Source organism: Mycobacterium sp. (assembly GCF_049281135.1).
Taxonomy (GTDB): Bacteria; Actinomycetota; Actinomycetes; order Mycobacteriales; family Mycobacteriaceae; genus Mycobacterium.
Window position 1 is genome coordinate 1 of record NZ_JBAPRN010000278.1, and the last position, 16,938, is coordinate 16,938.

At 64.4% G+C, this 16,938-nt stretch carries 16 protein-coding genes; 8 read left to right on the plus strand and 8 right to left on the minus strand.

From position 1 onward, the window contains the following. Positions 1-459: 459 nt before the first annotated feature. Both WAN02_RS11205 and WAN02_RS11210 read right to left on the minus strand, forming a co-directional pair. The gene (locus tag WAN02_RS11205) at positions 460-792 is read right to left on the minus strand and encodes a type II toxin-antitoxin system PemK/MazF family toxin (RefSeq protein ID WP_422264237.1); all 333 of its coding nucleotides are present in this window, start codon (positions 790-792) and stop codon (positions 460-462) included. Further along, positions 789-995: an antitoxin MazE-like protein gene (locus WAN02_RS11210; RefSeq protein ID WP_422264238.1), complete on the minus strand. Its 207-nt coding sequence runs from the start codon at positions 993-995 to the stop codon at positions 789-791. The genes WAN02_RS11205 and WAN02_RS11210 overlap by 4 nt, the downstream gene beginning before the upstream one ends. Positions 996-1,134: 139 nt before the next feature. Here WAN02_RS11210 and WAN02_RS11215 point away from each other — a divergent pair, with 139 nt between their 5' ends. Both WAN02_RS11215 and WAN02_RS11220 read left to right on the plus strand, forming a co-directional pair. After that, positions 1,135-2,820 (plus strand): GMC family oxidoreductase, encoded by a 1,686-nt coding sequence (locus tag WAN02_RS11215; protein ID WP_422264239.1) that lies wholly within the window; start codon positions 1,135-1,137, stop codon positions 2,818-2,820. 254 nt (positions 2,821-3,074) lie between these two features. Continuing rightward, positions 3,075-4,298: an NAD(P)/FAD-dependent oxidoreductase gene (locus WAN02_RS11220; RefSeq protein WP_422264240.1), complete on the plus strand. Its 1,224-nt coding sequence runs from the start codon at positions 3,075-3,077 to the stop codon at positions 4,296-4,298. Between the two features lie 23 nt (positions 4,299-4,321). Here WAN02_RS11220 and WAN02_RS11225 read toward each other — a convergent pair whose 3' ends face one another. Continuing rightward, positions 4,322-5,161, minus strand: coding sequence for an SDR family NAD(P)-dependent oxidoreductase (locus WAN02_RS11225; protein WP_422264241.1), 840 nt, complete (start codon positions 5,159-5,161; stop codon positions 4,322-4,324). Positions 5,162-6,284: 1,123 nt separating this feature from the next. Between WAN02_RS11225 and WAN02_RS11230 the strand changes: the two genes are divergently transcribed. From WAN02_RS11230 to WAN02_RS11250, 5 genes are all read left to right on the plus strand, one after another. After that, a complete protein-coding gene (locus WAN02_RS11230; RefSeq protein ID WP_422264242.1) occupies positions 6,285-6,587 on the plus strand; it encodes a hypothetical protein in 303 nt (100 codons plus the stop codon). Next, on the plus strand, positions 6,565-7,173 hold the full coding sequence (locus tag WAN02_RS11235) for a hypothetical protein (RefSeq protein ID WP_422264243.1): 609 nt from the start codon (positions 6,565-6,567) through the stop codon (positions 7,171-7,173). The genes WAN02_RS11230 and WAN02_RS11235 overlap by 23 nt, the downstream gene beginning before the upstream one ends. A gap of 328 nt (positions 7,174-7,501) precedes the next feature. Continuing rightward, a complete protein-coding gene (locus WAN02_RS11240; protein ID WP_422264244.1) occupies positions 7,502-8,983 on the plus strand; it encodes a biotin carboxylase in 1,482 nt (493 codons plus the stop codon). Between the two features lie 86 nt (positions 8,984-9,069). Further along, entirely contained in the window at positions 9,070-10,167 is a 1,098-nt protein-coding gene (locus WAN02_RS11245) for a serine hydrolase domain-containing protein (protein WP_422264252.1), read from the plus strand. Positions 10,168-10,245: 78 nt separating this feature from the next. Beyond that, positions 10,246-10,887, plus strand: a complete 642-nt coding sequence (locus tag WAN02_RS11250) for an FKBP-type peptidyl-prolyl cis-trans isomerase (RefSeq protein WP_422264245.1) — start codon at positions 10,246-10,248, stop codon at positions 10,885-10,887. Between the two features lie 60 nt (positions 10,888-10,947). On the opposite strand, the gene WAN02_RS11255 is transcribed toward WAN02_RS11250, so the two are convergent. Beyond that, positions 10,948-11,244, minus strand: a complete 297-nt coding sequence (locus tag WAN02_RS11255) for a hypothetical protein (protein WP_422264246.1) — start codon at positions 11,242-11,244, stop codon at positions 10,948-10,950. 241 nt (positions 11,245-11,485) lie between these two features. Between WAN02_RS11255 and WAN02_RS11260 the strand changes: the two genes are divergently transcribed. Next, positions 11,486-12,718: an MFS transporter gene (locus WAN02_RS11260; protein ID WP_422264253.1), complete on the plus strand. Its 1,233-nt coding sequence runs from the start codon at positions 11,486-11,488 to the stop codon at positions 12,716-12,718. A gap of 1 nt (position 12,719) precedes the next feature. Here WAN02_RS11260 and WAN02_RS11265 read toward each other — a convergent pair whose 3' ends face one another. The 4 genes from WAN02_RS11265 to WAN02_RS11280 form a co-directional block, all read right to left on the minus strand. Then, the gene (locus WAN02_RS11265) at positions 12,720-13,664 is read right to left on the minus strand and encodes a transglycosylase SLT domain-containing protein (RefSeq protein ID WP_422264247.1); all 945 of its coding nucleotides are present in this window, start codon (positions 13,662-13,664) and stop codon (positions 12,720-12,722) included. 4 nt (positions 13,665-13,668) lie between these two features. Beyond that, entirely contained in the window at positions 13,669-14,049 is a 381-nt protein-coding gene (locus WAN02_RS11270; protein WP_422264249.1) for a DUF732 domain-containing protein, read from the minus strand. A gap of 38 nt (positions 14,050-14,087) precedes the next feature. Beyond that, positions 14,088-15,329: an osmoprotectant NAGGN system M42 family peptidase gene (locus WAN02_RS11275; protein ID WP_422264250.1), complete on the minus strand. Its 1,242-nt coding sequence runs from the start codon at positions 15,327-15,329 to the stop codon at positions 14,088-14,090. 104 nt (positions 15,330-15,433) lie between these two features. Beyond that, positions 15,434-16,938, minus strand: a 1,505-nt coding sequence (locus WAN02_RS11280) for a glycoside hydrolase family 172 protein (RefSeq protein WP_422264251.1), incomplete at its 5' end; no start/stop codon positions are given.

The window sequence follows — 16,938 nt, forward strand, 5'->3', positions numbered from 1 at the left end:
CAGTAATACTGTTGGATCGACCGTACAGCACCTCCCGGTGCGCGCGTCCAACAAGCTATTCGCGCGGGTACGCAAAACCGATCCAGGTCTCAATCCGATCCAAGCACCGCCGTTGCTGTCGTCGTCAACACCCTTGCGGGACCGCAACTTTCGTCACTGTGACGTATTGGCGGTGGCACCGGCCGCCACGAGGGGACCGGCGTTCGAACGACCCCGATGAAGGTTCGTGTGGTGCGGGCGTCGTCTCGGCGTCCGTCGATTTGGGCGTACCACCCGGCGCCGAGTACGCGGTGAAACCACGCAGCGGCCGGAACTCAAGCATTCATCGAACGCGCCAAGAGTCCCGTTGACGAGCAGAGTCGGGCCTTGCGCGGAATCGCCCCAGCTCATCCTTTTGCCGATAAGCTACATTATGTCAACTTAGCGAAGGCGTTTGTACTGCTGCGCAACGGTTTTCACTTACCGGGCAAGGCCAAGAAATGCCATCATTGCCCGCTCGACCTCGACTACTTGCTCGGCCGTCAGCCGGCCAACGCGGGCATGGACGTTCGACCTTCTGACGGTTGTGAGCTTGTCGATCATCACGTCACTGTCGTGGTCGAGTCCTGAAAGCCGCTCGTTGCCGCCTGCTATGCGAATGCGCATCAGTGGCGCATCCAACAGTGTGCTGGTCATCGGAGCAACCGTCACTGAACTCGTGGCGTCAAAGAGGTCATCCTGGACGACCACAGCCGGACGTGGCTTCGTCGTGTAGACGCCCCTTGCTACAGTCCAAATCTCCCCTCGGTTCACTCCTCGTCCCAAGGTGTCGAGATCGCCTCAACGAATTCTTGGTCATCGCCGCTCTCGTCTGCTCGTGCGACCAACGACGCCTGGCGATGTGCCTCGGCGGCAAAACTCTCGGTTCGCATGTCAGGTACCCAGACCTGCAGTGGCCGGAGACCGCGCTCCCTCATCCGCCGTCGGTACTCGCCGACCCGTTCTCTCACCGCCATACCGCAACGTTACATGTAACGTCAAAGGTCGACGGCTGCTCCGCGCTGGCAAACAGGCCGAGGAGGGTGTTCTGCAACTCCGTTAGTCGCTGGGCGCACACTGGGACACGCATCCGACGCCTGGAGGGCCGATACCGGAATGAGCCCGGTCGACGAATTCGACTTCATCATCGTGGGAGCAGGCAGCGCCGGCTGCCTGCTCGCCAATCGGCTCACCGCCAACCCTGATAGCCGTGTGCTCCTGATCGAGGCCGGTGGCAGAGATGACTGGTTCTGGATCAGGGTGCCGGTGGGCTATCTGTACACAATCGCCAACCCCCGCACCGATTGGTGCTTCACGACTGAGGCCGACCCCGGCCTGGCCGGCCGCAGCATTCACTACGCTCGGGGCCGGGTGATCGGAGGTTGCTCGTCGATCAACGCGATGATCCACATGCGCGGACAGGCGAGCGACTACAACCTGTGGGCGCAGGCTACCGGTGACGAGAGGTGGCTTTGGGGTGGTTCGGACTGTCCAGGCGAGACGCTGGCGATCTATAAAAAGTTGGAAGACTACTTCGGCGGCGCCGACGAGTGGCACGGCGTCGGTGGTGAGATCCGCGTCGAGCGGCCTCGTGTGCGCTGGAAGATCTTGGATGCCTGGCAGGCCGCAGCTGCTCAAATGGGAATTGCCCCAATCGATGAGTTCAACCGGGGCGACAACGCCGGCAGTGCGTACTTTCATGTCAACCAACGTCGTGGCCGCCGCTGGTCGATGGCTGATGCTTTCTTGCATCCCATCGCCCACCGACCCAATCTCACCGTCTACACGCAGACGCAGGCCTTGCGGCTCCTGATGGACGACCAGGTCCATGAGGATCAGCGTCGCGGTGCCTGGACCACGGCGCAGCAACGCGTCACCGGCCTGCGGCTGCTCAGAGGTGGCCAAATCATCGACGTCCGGGCCCGCCGGGAGGTGATCCTGAGCGCCGGAGCTATTGGCTCGCCGCACCTGATGCAAGTCTCGGGTCTGGGCCCGGCTGGTCTGCTTGCCCAGCATCACGTGCCGGTGGCCGTCGATCTGCCAGGAGTGGGCGAAAACCTCCAGGACCACCTGCAGATTCGAACGATCTACCGGATCCGGGGTGCCCCCACCGTCAACACGCTGTACCGGAATTGGATCACCCGTGCGGGCATGGGACTTCAGTATCTGCTGTTGCGATCGGGGCCTATGACCATGCCGCCGTCCACCCTTGGGGCTTTCACCAAGAGCGACCCCGCGCTAGGAAGTCCCGATTTGGAGTGGCATGTGCAGCCCTTGTCTTTGCCGAAGTTCGGCGAACCCCTGCACCCCTTCGGAGCGATCACTCCCTCGGTCTGCAATTTGCGACCCAGCTCGCGTGGCCATGTGCGCATGGCCAGTGCAGATCCACTGACCAACCCGAAGATTTTCTGCAACTACCTGTCGACTGACGCCGATCGTCAAACCGCGGTGAAGGGTCTCCGGATGACCCGGCAGATCATGGCGGCGCCAGCTCTGGCCCGTTACCGCCCGCAAGAGTTGCTTCCCGGCCCGCAATTGGTGAGCGACGAAGAGCTGCGGAAGGCGGCCGGTGAACTCGGTACGACTATTTTCCACCCGGTGGGCACCTGCGCGATGGGAGCCTTTGACGCCCGCGGTCGGCCGCGGTCGGCCGCCACGGTGCTCGACACCGACTGCCGCGTGTATCGCGTCGCCGGCCTTCGAGTGGTCGATGCGTCGGCGATGCCCACCATCATCTCCGGCAACACCAACGCGCCGGTCATGCTCATCGCAGAGCGCGCGGCGCGGGCGATTATGGGATAAGTCGGTCAACACCGAGGCATCAATCTGCTTGCGCGGGGCGGCGACGCCCAGGCCGCTCCCCCGCGTCGCGCGACCGCGCGTGCGCGCCTCCCTCAGGAGGAATACGGCGGGATGGAATATGGAGAATTACCGGTAAGCGATGGCGTGTTGGGTTGTTGGGCCACATCTTTGGATACACCGCTGACGCGCCCTGTCCCCAGCCTTGCCGTCCGCCATCTCCGCCGTAACCGCCGGTAGTTGAGTAAGGTACGGCCGTGAAGAATGTCGTCGTACTCGGCTCCGGCTTCGCGGGCCTGTGGGCCGCGGTCGCGGCGGCACGTCGACTCGACGAACTGCATATCCCCGCGCGCGATGTATGTGTGACCGTCATCAGTTCGCAGCCGTTCCACGACATCCGGGTGCGCAACTACGAGTCCGATCTGAGCGAGTGCCGCATCCCGCTGAGCACCGTGTTGGATCCGGTCGGTGTTGCACATATCACCGCCGAGGTCACGGCGATCGACACCGCCGCACGCACCGTAGTGTTCTCGGGCTCTGACGGATTCGGCCTTCAGGACTATGACCGGCTGGTGGTTGCGCTGGGCAGTTCTGTGGCCAGACCCGACCTACCGGGCTTACGCGAATTCGGCTTCGACGTCGACACCTACGACCAGGCGATGAGACTGAGTCGGCATCTCGCGTCGCTGGCCGATGGCCCGCCTACGCCTGGCGCGGCGACCGCAGTGGTTGTTGGAGCGGGATTGACCGGAATAGAGGCCGCTTGCGAGCTCCCCGGCAGGATCGCCGAGCTGTTTTCCGGCCGTAACGGGTACACGCCAAGAGTGCTGCTGATCGACCGCAACCCGTTCGTCGGCTCCGATATGGGCGACTCCGCGCGTCCGCTGATCGAAGCGGCGCTGGCCGATAACGGTGTAGAGGCGCTGACCAGCGTTGGTGTCACGTCCCTCGACGCCGAGGGCGTGACGCTGTCCAACGGCCAGCGAGTGGCAGCCGCCACGGTCGTGTGGTGCGCCGGCATGCGGGCCAACGCTGTGACTGCGCTATTCGGGACCGAGCGTGATCGGCTGGGGCGTCTGACGGTCGATGACTATCTCCAGGTGGTCGGCGTGCCAGGCGTCTTTGCTGCCGGGGATGTTGCGGCGGCGAAGATGGACGATCAGCACCTGTCGGTGATGTCGTGTCAGCACGGACGGCCGATGGGCCGGTACGCGGGCTACAACGTCGTGAGCGACCTACTGGGTGAACCGATGCTTGCGCTTCGGATTCCTTGGTATGTAACTGTTCTCGACCTGGGACCGGCGGGTGCGTTGTATACCGAAGGCTGGGATCGGCAGGTGGCGGCGCACGGCGCCCAGGCCAAGGCCACCAAGCGCGTCATCAACACAGAACGGATCTATCCCCCGCTGGACGGCGACCGCGCGAAGATCCTCGCCGCCGCCGCGCCTGAGCTGCAAGCCCGCCCGGACCTTGGAAGATAGCCCAACCCGCAGTCAGAGGAAGTTCAGTCGCTCGCCTCAATTGCGCGCATTGGCTTGAGCATGACGATCTTTGCGAATCTCATCGACAGCGTCGGTGATAGCCGCTCCAAATACCACCACGCTTTCCACCACGCCGGAATCACGATGATGGCGTCGCCACGCAGCACCGCTCGAATGGCGCGCTTGGCGAACTTCTCGGGACTGATCGGACGCCCTCGTTCCGCCATGGCGCGCAGGCCCTCATCGCTGTAGCGGTGGGTCCGCCCGTACTTGCCACCGGTGATGGCCGGTGTGCGGACCGCACCCGGACACAGCACCGAGACTTGCACGCTGTGCCGCTCCGCTTCGAGCCGCAACGTCTTCGAGATCGCGACAACGGCGTGTTTGGTCGCCGAGTAGCTTGCTTGACTTGCGGTGGCGACCAGACCGGCCATCGACGCTGTATTCACGATCTGGCCGCTGCGTTGCCGGATCATGACCGGATAAACCGCTTGAATGCCATGGACCACCCCGTGCACGTTCACATCAAAGACGTCGTTCCAGTCCTCGAGCGCGTAAGAATCGATTTCACCGGCAACGCCGATGGCGGCGTTGTTGAACAGGTAATCGATCCGCCCGGAATGCCGTACGGCCACGCCGACTGCGCGTTCGAAGTCAGGATAGCTACGCACATCGAGCTCAATCGCATGCGCTTGCCCGCCAGCTTCATTGAGCTGCCGCGCCAACTCCTGCGACTCGCCGATTTGTCGATCGGCGATCCACACATCAGCGCCCCGTCGGGCCAACTCGGCCGCTAGCGCGGCGCCGATACCGGACGCGCCGCCAGTAATGAACGCGACCTTTCCCGACACACTCGACGCCATCACAAAAGGCTAAACGCCTGACGCACCGGCCATGCCGATAACGCCGCCGAGGCGATCCGAGAAGCGGCCGACGACGTGCGCCTATCCGCTCTCGCCAGCAGATCAGGATTTTCGCAGCAATTGAATATGCAAGATTACCGTGTCGTGCACTAATTGCGCTGTCGCTGAACGTATCTCCCGAGGCCGTTGCCGATCTGCTCGTGGCGTTCCGGAAAAGGTCACAAATTTAAGTAGTGGACTACTCACGTCGCTGTGCTCGGACCTGACAAGAATCGCCGGTAGCGATACGGCGAGAGGACTTGGCATGAGATGTGCATGGTCTCGCCGCTCTCGTAACGCTGCGGTATTCGCGCTGGCGATGGCAAACGCCGCCGCGTTGGCAATGTTATGCGTGGCAGCGGCGCCGGCTTGGGGCGATCCCCCGCCTGGGCCTGACCCTTCCTTCACCACCACACCGGCCCCGGTACCGAACAGATCGCCGGTCCCGTCGCCGGCAGTGACTACCAGCCAGTCCCCGCAGCTGCGCCAGCTGATTGCCCCTGCAGTCAGGCTTTCCCGTGATCACGGCGCTCCGGGCACGACGTTCTCTGCCACAGTTACAGGGTCAGTGCCGTGCCATTCGGAGCCGATTACGCTCGCATGGGACAGCAATCCGCCCGTGAACGTGGACAAAGGCACCACAACAGCCAACCTCACTGTTCCTGCGGATGCGGCTACGGGTCCGCACAAAGTGAGCGCAACGTGCAACGGAAAAATGTTCGCCTCGAGCCCGTTCACAGTCGTCGAGAAACCTTCCCTCACAATCGATCCTGGCAATGGGCCACCCGGCTCACAACTGCAAGCGAAGGGTACCGGGTTCGCGTGCGGCGACGGCACCGACAGTGTCGACATTGCCTTTGACAGTGACGTGCGGGGCCACGGCTCATCCGGCACATTCAGCGGGCAAATCAGCGTCCCGGCCGAAGCGTCCGTTGGTTACCACACCGTAGTCGCATCCTGCCGCAACCACCCTGACATCACCGACCACCAAACCTTCACGGTGACAAGCACTGTGACGACCACGGGGTCCGGGTCCAAGGTCACGCCCGTTGTCCCTGTCACCAGTTCAACGGAACTCCCTCCCGTGCCCTCCACCACCACGGTGACCACCCACCACCGGGACGGCGCCGCCACCAGGACCTTGACGTCTTACTGGTGGGCGCTTGTATTGATTGCCGTCGCCGTAGCTCTGCTCGGGTCCGTCCACCACATACTCAAGCCGCCACCCGTCCACGCGGTGTCTCGCCTGGCCGGCCCACCACTGGTCACGGTGCGTCAGACACCCGACCCAGGCGAATCCACCCATGCCCTACGACTGGAAACCCATTCGGGTGCCGGCGCCCTAACTGTCGAAGAGGTAAATGATGGACACATCCCAGCTGAATGAGACCGCGACCGCACGGGACCTCCTGTTTGGCGGACAATCTCGGGCGCCCGCCGATGCGCTCGCTGGGGCCCTGCACGAGCGGGGCGCTCTCAACACTCTCGTCGCGGGCTACCCCGGCGTCCGGTCTCTCGCGGAAAGTGAAGTCGCGCGCGAGGCGAATGGGCTTCTGTCAACGGATGTGTTCGACTTGCTCATCGGCGGATGGCAAAAGTACGACGCCCTCACCGACGCCGCACGTCGCACGCGCGACGCGCAGGGCACCAAGGAGAAAGTCGAACTGGCGACACATCAGATCAAGTCAAGCCACACATCGACGGTGCAACTGTTCATCGATGGCATGTCGGCCGGGACACTCGAAGTCGAGCTGAGCATCGCCTTCAAGATCGTCGCGGTGCGTTGTGTAATCAGTCAGGCTCGACTGACAGCGATCGAGACCGGCAAGTGCACGGTCACCGGCGCTATCACGATCGACGGCAACGAGATGGCCAAGCGCCAGTGCGGTTTCGACCTGCCCGGCGCGATCCGCCTGCGCGGCGGCGTGCCGTTGCTCGCACCCGTCGCACAGGCCACGACCGGTAGGCGGTAAACCGCATTCGGACCCCCTCGGCCGCTAGCGCAGCGCAATACCGGACGCGATAAGAGCTGCATTTTCGGTTGTCCCGCAACGCCTTAGGCCACGCGGTCTCTCAGCGGGACCGGCGGCCATTCGACAACTAGATGTTCGGAGTGGTTCAGATAGCCGCTGAGCGCCTCTTCGAAGACCACGCGCGCCGACTTGTTTTGACCGCGACAACAACCATGGGCAGGGCGCACACTTATCGAGTGGAGTTAAGTGGTTTCACCATCGCCAAAGTGGGCCTGCCCGCGCAGCAGTTGTTGCGCAGAATGCTGGCGCCGACGTCATTGCGGTCAGCGTGACCGTTCCCGCGGGCGGATCTGAGCCCGAGCCGCGCCGCGTGCTGAACGGCATTTCGGACATTCGCGCGTTCTTTCACACCAACACCGTGCCGCTGTACTTCATCTCCCCCACTCCGTTCAATCTGCTCGGCATCGACCGCTGGGTGCGGAACTTCTTCTACCTGAACTATTTTGACTCTTTCGAGGGCGTACATTCGCGCGTGTTCGTGCCCCGCCGCCGCGACCGCATTGATTTCGACTGCATGGGAGATGTGTGCAACCACCTCCTGGGTGATCCCGAGACGCTTGAGTTCATCGCCCGACGAGGCCCCGGTGGTAAGGCCTGCTTTGTGATGCTTGACGAGGAGACCCAGGCGCTCGCGCGCCAGGCGAAGCTCAATGTCATGCACCCGCCGGCGGAGCTTCGCCACCGCCTGGGCTCCAAGATCGTCATGACGCGCCTAGCCGACGAAGCGGGCGTGCCCAGCGTCCCTCACGCGATCGGGCGGGCCGGTTCTTACGACGACCTGACGGCGCTCGCGCAAGGCGCCGGTCTGGGAGATGACCTCGTCGTCGAGGCCGCGTATGGCGATGCCGGCAGCACGGTGTTTTTTGTGCGCGGCCAGCAGGATTGGGACCATTGCGCGGGCGACCTGGTCGAGGGGGAAGTCAAGGTCATGAAGCGCATCCGCAATGTTGAGGTATGCATCGAGGGCACCGTGACCCGTCACGGCACTGTGATCGGGCCGGCGATGACGAGCCTCGTCGGCTACCCGGAGCTGACTCCGAGCAAGGGCGGCTGGTGCGGCAATGACGTCTGGCGCGAGGTGCTGCCGCCCGCGAAGAAGCATGCCGCGCGAGAGATGGTTCGAAAGCTGGGCGACATTCTGCGCCGCGAGGGCTACCGCGGCTACTTCGAAGTGGACCTGTTGCGCGACCTGGATTCCGACGAGCTCTATCTCGGCGAGGTGAACCCGCGCCTCAGCGGCGCGAGCCCGATGACGAACTTGACCACTGAGGCTTACGCCGACATGCCGCTGTTCCTGTTTCACCTGCTCGAATACATGGACGTGGAGTACGAGGTCGATATCGATGAGATCAACGCGCGTTGGGAGCGCGGTTATGGCGACGACGAGGTCTGGGGTCAGCTGATCATTTCGGAGACTGCGCCGGACGTGGAGCTCTTCACCGCGACCCCGCGCACGGGCGTGTGGCGCATCGACGACGACGGGCGCGCCTCCTTTGCGCGCCCGGGCACCGACTGGGCCACGCTGCTCGACGAATCCGAGGCTTTCTACATGCGCGTCGCGGCGCCCGGCGACTTACGTTGCGAGGGCGCCCAGCTCGGCGTACTTGTCACCCGCGGGCACCTGCAGACCGACGACTACCAGCTCACCGACCGCTGTCGGCGCTGGGTCAAAGGCATCAAGGCGCAGTTCGCCTCGACTCCCCTCACACCGGCCACGCCGATCGTCTCGCGGCTCGTCGCACGGGCGTGAGCAACGGCGAAGTCCCAGCCGGTATCTCACTAAACAACTGGCTGTCGGCGCCATATGCGCATTGGTCGTTTCAGCACGTCGAAGATATGGTGCCGACCGCGGTCATCTCGCGCGGGACCGAGCCTGCCGCGGCGTTACCCGCAGCCAGTGCGCCGGTGGCCGACGTACAGGTGACGATCACTGACGGGAGTGCCTCCACCGTTGGTGCGGTAATGGCCACCACCGCGACCGATGGGTGGGCCATCGCCCACCGCGGGACCCTGGTCGCCGAGGAGTATCTCGACGGCTTGGGCGCCCAGACTCGGCACCTACTCTTTTCGGTGAGTAAGTCGCTGGTGGCGGCCGTGGTGGGTGTGCTGAACGGAGCCGGTGCGATCGAGCTTGACGCGCCGGTCACAGCATTCGTTCCTGATCTGGCGAGGTGCGGCTACGCCGGTGCGACGGTGCGACACCTGTTGGATATGAGGTCGGGTATCGCCTTCTCGGAGAATTACGGCGACGAGGCCGCGGAGATACACCTCCTTGATCAGGCGATCGGGTGGGCGCCGAAAATGAGCCCAGACGGTCCCTCGACGATGCGTGACTTCTTGCTGACCCTCCGACAGAAGTCGGCTCACGGCGGCCCGTTCGAATATCGCTCGTGTGAAACGGATGTACTCGGCTGGATCTGCGAGGCCGTCGGCGGCCGACCGATGCCCGAACTGATGTCGGAACTGCTGTGGAGCCGCATCGGTGCCCAGTGTGATGCCGACATCGGCGTAGACAGGGTCGGCACCGGATTTTTCGACGGCGGCATCAGCGCATGTCTTACCGACATGATCCGATTCGGCTCGCTGTTCTTGCGCGACGGCGTCTCGTTGACCGGTCGGCAAGCGGTGCCGGCCGCCTGGGTCGCCGATACTCTCGACGGCGGGCCGGACTCACGTCGGGCGTTCGCCGCGAGCCCCGACGACACGCGAATGCCCGGCGGAATGTACCGCAACCAAGTGTGGCTCCCCTATTCCGGTACGAATGTTGTTTTATGCCAAGGCATGTGCGGACAGATGATCTACATCAATCGTGCCGCGGAGGTGGTCGCCACCAAGTTGTCCACGCAACCGCAGTCTCAGGACCCGCACGCGCTGTTAGACACGCTGCGGGCATTCGACGCCGTGGCATACGAACTGTCCGGACTCACCTACTAGCGATCGTCGAAGGTGAACGGGGGCGCTGAGCTCTACTCCGAGACATCGTGCGAAACCGGCGACTGTAGCGTGACGACCGTGAACTTCTTGCGTACGTATTTCTCGGTCGGGCTCGTTGTCTGTGCGGCATCGGCTGTCATGACGCTTGCCGCGTGCAGCTCCGACAAGCCGGCTTCGTCAAAAGGCACATCCTCGACCAGCGTGTCTGCTTTCACTGAAGCCGCGTCGCCGGCCTCGCCCCCACCCGCGACCGCAGACAGCAGCTGCCCGACCCAGGCGCCGGCTGACGGCGGAACGCCGGACTGGACCCTGAGCGGGGCAACCGGCAGCGTCGCGGTGACCGGCTCCACAGATACTGCCGCGCCGCGAGTCACCGTCACGACGCCGTTCAGTGTCACCGAGACCGCGGTACACACGCTGCATGCCGGAGATGGACCGGTTGTGGCACCCAACGCCACGGTCTCTGTCTGCTACATGGGTGTCAACGGACGCGACGGCAAAGTGTTCGACAGTGCCTACGACCGCGGCACACCGGCCCAATTCCCGCTCGACGGAGTGGTGCCGGGCTTTCAGAAAGCGATCTCCGGACAAAAGGTCGGCTCCACCGTCGGCGTCGCGATGGCCTCAGCGGACGGCTACCCCGAAGGTCAGCCCCAGGCCGGAATCCAGAAGGGCGACAGCCTGATCTTCGCGATCAAAATCCTCAGCGCCGGAAGCTGAGCGCGGGCTGCCTACTCACTCCCCTAGGAGCGAGTAGGCAGTTGCCGCGTTGGGTTGGACTCAGATACATAGCCCGATCAGGCACGGCGGAACCGGCGGACCGCCCCACCCGATCGGACCGGGTCCACCCCAACCGGGACGAAAACCGGGGCCGCCCCAACCGCGTCCGCCGAAGCCGCGGCCGCCCCAACCGGGTCCACGACCGCCGCCACCCCAATGGACCAGTTGCGCATGCTGAACGGTGCTCGGTGCAGGCTGTGGCGCCGGCGCGGCGTTGGCGGCACCGGCCAGTCCAATTGCCGACAGACTCATTGCGCCAGCAATTGCACCCGCGCTGATCATGTTCTTCAGGGTCATGACGATCACCTTTCCCGTGTGCGGCTATCGAACGGATAGTCGTCGTCGTACCCCTGAAATTTAGCTAGCATGGCTATGAATTAGCTATGTTAACGACCTGAACGCGTTGTGAGGAGCGTTGCGGTCTTCGTTCCGATCACGCCGATTGCGACTCTTCTGGAGACCTACGTTTGTTGCATACCGTGCACGCGTGGCGTTGAGCGTCGGCAGCATTCCGGTCCAGGTCCCCCGATCCTCCCCCGTGACGTTCAGGCAGGCGCTGTTCGTCGCCGTGACAGCGGGCCTGGGCTACGGATTCGATTCGTATGCGGTGAACATCTATGGTCTGGTGCTACCCCAGATCAAGCAGACCCTGCACATCACTGACGCACAGGCCGGATACATCGGCTCGATCTTCCTGCTCGGCTACACCATCGGCACCATCGGTTTCGGCGTAGCGGCCGATCGGTGGGGACGCAAAGCCACACTGGGAGCGTCGATTCTGCTATACGGCGTCACGACTGCCCTCGCCGGACTCACCACCAACATCGCCGCGTTCACCGGACTGCGATTCCTCACCGGAGTCGGAGGCGCGGGCGAACTCGCTGTCGGCGCGCCCTACACCGCCGAGGTCTGGCCCGCCAAGACCCGCGCGATCGGCGTTGGCGGCGTTATCTTTTCGCTCTTCTCGCTGGGTTACGTCCTTGCTGCGGGTGTCGCGCTGGTATTGGTGCCGCACTTCGGTTGGCAATCGGCGTTCATCGTCGCCATTGTCCCGGCCATTGTGTTGTTCCTTGTCCGGCAAGGTATTACCGAATCGCATCGTTACGTGGACGTCCGCGCCAGTGGGACCCCCAAGCCCCCGCTGTGGCGCTTGCCCGGCGTGCGGCGTCGTTTGGTCGCGGGCTGGCTGATCTACACCGCCAACGCAGTCGGCTACTGGGGCATGACGTTGTTCTTGACGACCTACATCGTGAAGAGATTCCACGCCACGCCCATCGAGGCGATTCGCTACGCCTTGGTGTTCTTCTTGCTGCAAGCCGTGTTCGCCTACCTCGGCACGGCACTCGCCGACTGGATAGGTCGACGGCCTTCGGCCATCCTCGCCGCGGTCGTCGAGGTCGCGTCGACAATCCTGGCGGCCACCTCCGACTCGCTGGCTCACTATCAAATCTTCGGAGCGGTCGCTATCGCGACCCTCGGCTGGCTGTGGGGCGTCGGCGACACCTACATCGCAGAGCTATTTCCAACGGTATTGCGCGGCACCGGCTTTGGAATCGCGGTCGGCGGCGGGCGCGTCGTCTCCATCGCCGCTCCGACGATCATCGGCTGGGGCATCACCCGCTACGGGCTGCAGACGCCGTACCTGGCCCTGGCCGGCTTGTGGGTGCTGACGGTGATCGGCTACCTGCTCGGGCCGGAGACCAAAGGCAAAGAGCTCGAAGAGCTGACCGACGAGGCTCTCACCGAAGACCTGGTGCCCACCCCGAGCTGACTCACTGCGGGTGGGACGCGACGTAGTCGGCGGCCGGGATCGGTGACGCCGCGGCATAACCGATGGGCAGCAACACATCTCCTGCGGTCGTCCGGCAATAGACGTCCCACCGGTAGAAGCTGGCGAATGCGGCGGGGTCGCCGCCGATCAGCGCGGCGTACTGATCAACCGCGCGCACATATTGGTTGGCGTGGTTGTACCGGTAGAGGGCGTGATCGCGGTCGTTGGCGAAGTTGTTGGCGGCGAGATAGCGGCCCGCCGCCATGATGCTGTCGTGCGGCGAATGGATATCACCCCCTTGTCCGTACGCAGCGAACGTCGCGGGCAGGAACTGCATCGGCCCCTGCGCGTCGGCGGTGCTGACACCGTCGATGCTGCCTAAGCGGGTCTCGACCAGGTTGATCGCGGCCAGGTAGTTCCAGCTGACACCGGTGTCCGCCTCGGCCTGGTGGTAGAAGCCCAGCAATTGATCGGCGGGTGCCGGCGGCACGATGCGCCATGCGGGCAGCGTGCTTCGAACCGGGGTCATCGCGGTGAGCTGACGACGGGCGTCGACATTGCGGTCGTAGACGTCGAGGAGCTCCGCCGGGATGCGCGCCCGGGTGGCAGCATCCCATTCGGGATGTTGCCCGATGGCCCGATAAGCAGCCTGCTGGCGGTGGGCTGCCGCGACCAGTGCCGGCTCCCCCGTCGACGGGTCACGCAACGCGTGCTCATCGGCGACCAAGTCGTCGGCCAACTGCGCGGGATCCGACGCCAGCCGCGGCTGGGCGCCATCCGGCGCCTTCGGCGAAGCCGCGACCGTCATGGTCGTCGACGGAGGTGCCGCCGCGGCCGGCGGTGTCACCGGCCCGGGTGGCTGCGAGCAACCGGCAAGGACGAGCATGAACGTGCCGACGGCCACCGGTGCGAGGCACCGTGCGGAACTACTGGCGAAGACGGTCATCGGCTTAAAACGCGGCCGGTAGGGCCGGCAATGGGAAATCGATTGGCGGGGACCACGGTTGCTGCGCGGGCGTTGGGACGATTCCCCACGTGTGCTGCGGACAGAAGACGTTTTCGGAGATTTGGGTGAACTTCGTTGCGCCGTCATCTGTAAATCCGGAGTTCTCCTGGGTCATGCTCTTAATGACATCAGCTTGCGGATTGCCCTGGTCCATCAACTCGCATACCCGCCGGCCGATGGCGATCGCGGCGGGACCGTCGTGATAGGTGATGCCGGCCGTGTTGAGCGCGCCAAGAAACTTGGCATCAGGATTCGGGTCGGCGTGTGCGGGGGCAGCCAGGCCGATCAACGCGGCCATGGTCACGAGGACGACGTGAGATCGCATTGCTTCATCCTCGTACAAATCGGCGCCGATGGTTAGGGTCAGTCGCTCGCCTCGGGTGCCGACGACGGCGGCCAGTGCGAGCCTGGCGACCCATCGCCGGGTTCGGCGTGCTCGCCGCGTGCCAACGGCACCCACTGCTCGGTCGGCGCGGGCTGTTTCGACGACGGGAAGTCGCGCAGCTTGCCTGATGGCTTCGCGTCCCACTTGGCGAACGTCAGCGGTGTCTGCAGCCAGGCATGCAGAAGGTTGTACGTCGCCTCCAACGACTCGATATGGGTGCGCTCCCAACCGTGGCTACCGTCGAGCCCGAAGCCGACCAGCGCGGCGCGCGTGCCCGCCCCGGCTTCGATCGCCGCGGCGGCGTCGGATCGGTAGTACCGGAACACATCTCGCGCGAACGGTATGCCCTGCTCCTCGGCGAGCCGGCAGAGCTTGCGGGTGAGGTGGTAGTCGAACGGGCCGTGCAGATCGGCCATCGGAATCGTCACGCCATCCTCGATGGAGTCCTGGCCGGGCGCGCACACCGCGTTGTCCACCGAGACCAGCTCGGCGACGTCGGCGGGCAGGCCATCGCTGGCCCCGTGGCCTACCTCCTCGGTAATGGTCACCATGAGCGTGGTGCGGTGCGGCAGCACGACCTTGTTTTCGGCGAAGTTCTTGGCCAGTGCCAGCGCCACGGCCACGCCTGCCTTGCCGTCGAGGTGACGGGACACGATGAAGCCGTCGGCGGCCAGTTCGGGGCTGGTGACAAACGCGGCAAAGTCCCCGATCTTCAAGCCGAGCCGGACGAGGTCTTCCCGCGACGAAACCTTGCGATCGATGCGGACCTCGACGTGCTCCCAGTCCGTGGGCTGGGTGTCGATCTCGTCGCCGAAGGCGTGTCCGCTGGCCTTGAGCGGCATCACCGTGCCGGTGATGAACTCGTCGGGGTCGTCGCTGAAGATTCGCACGCGGGCGCCGGTGGCAAAGCGGGCCGAGAAGGTGCCGACCGGAATCAGCTCGAGGCGGCCGTTGTCCTTGAGCCTGCGCACCATGCAGCCGATGGTGTCGGCGTGAACCACCAGAGCACGGTCGGTGTTCTTCGACTCACCCGGGAGTTCGGCGGTGAGCGCCCCGCGGCGGGTCAACGAGAACGGCACACCGAAGTCGTTGAAGATGTCGCCGATCAGTTGCATCACGGCGTCCGTGCGCCCAGATGGGCTCGGGGTCTGCAACAGAGCCAACAGCGTGTCGATCATCCACCCGCGGTCGGCCTCGGGCATGGCCGCGATCTTGCCCACGGTGCCTCCCTTCAGGCAACTCCGGAATCGCGTTCAACCTACCGGGCCAGCCTTGATCCGGCTGGCCCGGGCTGCCAGGTCCCCGGCGGGCGCCGTGCCGCTACCTATGCCCCGGTCAGCGTTTCGACGCGGTAGCGGCTGGCAGTCCAAGCCGGGGCGCTGGGGGTGGGTGCGAGTGTGATGGTGATCCGAGTTTTGCCTGCGGTCAGGAATTCGGGCACGAGGTAGGTGTCGTCGAGCCAACGGTGAAAGGTGTTGCTGCGCGGTTGTAACCAGATCCCGGCCGGGACACCGTCGACGGCCACACTTACCGATTGATAACCGGCCGCTTGATCCGACGTGCGACGCAACAGGATGCCGCGATTGTCGGGGCGGATTTGGGCGTCGAACGTGATCGGAGCTCGGGTGGCGCGGACTGAGCCGGCGATCGTGCGGGTGTCGTCGCTGCCCTCGTACGTGCTGATCAGCGTTTGCTCCTCGGCGTTGGCATCGGTGTAGATATGCATGATTCGGCTTACCAGATCGGTTGGGTCGATTTCGTCGCTGGACGCAATGGTGTCGCCTGGTTGGGTATAGAGGAATGCCGTTGAGCTGTAGTCGGGTTGCACCATGTTGCGCTTGCCGTGCTCAATCCCGAAGCGGATTGCGGAGTGATAGCCGATGGCGTCTGCGAGCATCAGCCGGTAGACCGCTACGCAGTAGTCTGCGCATCCACTGGCCGCGGTCCGTTGATCGGGTTGGCCGGTCAGTGGGTCGCTGAATAAGGTCCCGTTGTTGAAATACCACCCGCCCTCGTAGAAGTCCTCGGTGCCGGTGCCGTACCACTGGGGCGACGGGGAACCGTCGGTGTATACCCGCTCGGCTCCTTCGAGAAAGTAAGGGGCGCCGTCGCTGTAGCCCGTTTTGGTGCGGGCGCCTCTGATGGTGTGGCTGACGCCGACGAATTTCCCGTGGCCGTGTTCGTCGGCGAACAACCAGTCCTGACCGAGGATCGTCGGCCCGGCACGTGAATATGCGCTGAAGTAGCCGGCGCGGCCGCTGGCTAGCGCGGGCGCCCATTGCGGATCGGGAGCGGTCACGACATCGGCGTCGATACCCACAACTGGATCGGCGGTCGTATTGACGAGCGCGACACGTGCCGCGCGGGCGAAAGGCATTGGCCACCAATCCGATAACGAGACCGATCCGTCGGGTTGTCGGGTTGTGGCGAACATCAACGATCGTACGGCACTGACGCCCAATCCGGCGCCGAAGAATTCGCCAAGCGGTGAGTCCACCGTGGCTCGGTCGTCGAACTCGATCCGCAGCCGCAACCCGTTGAGGACTTGATCGGCCCCGTTGGGTAATTTGAGGCGCAGCGACGAAATGCTGCCTGAGCCAGTCGATTCCGCGATCATTGCGGTAGCGCCGGCGGCGAGCTCGACGACCCGCTTGTGGTGTGCTGCGCCGGGGGTCGGTGGTTTGGGGTCGGCGGTGCCCGCGGCGCGGAGAGCATCGACCACGTCGAGCGCGGGATCGGCGGGCGAGAACGTCCGCACGCCTTCGGCGTTCGAAAACTGGCGATAGTCGACGTGGTAGTACTGCAGATTCGATGCGACGCTGACCCGCA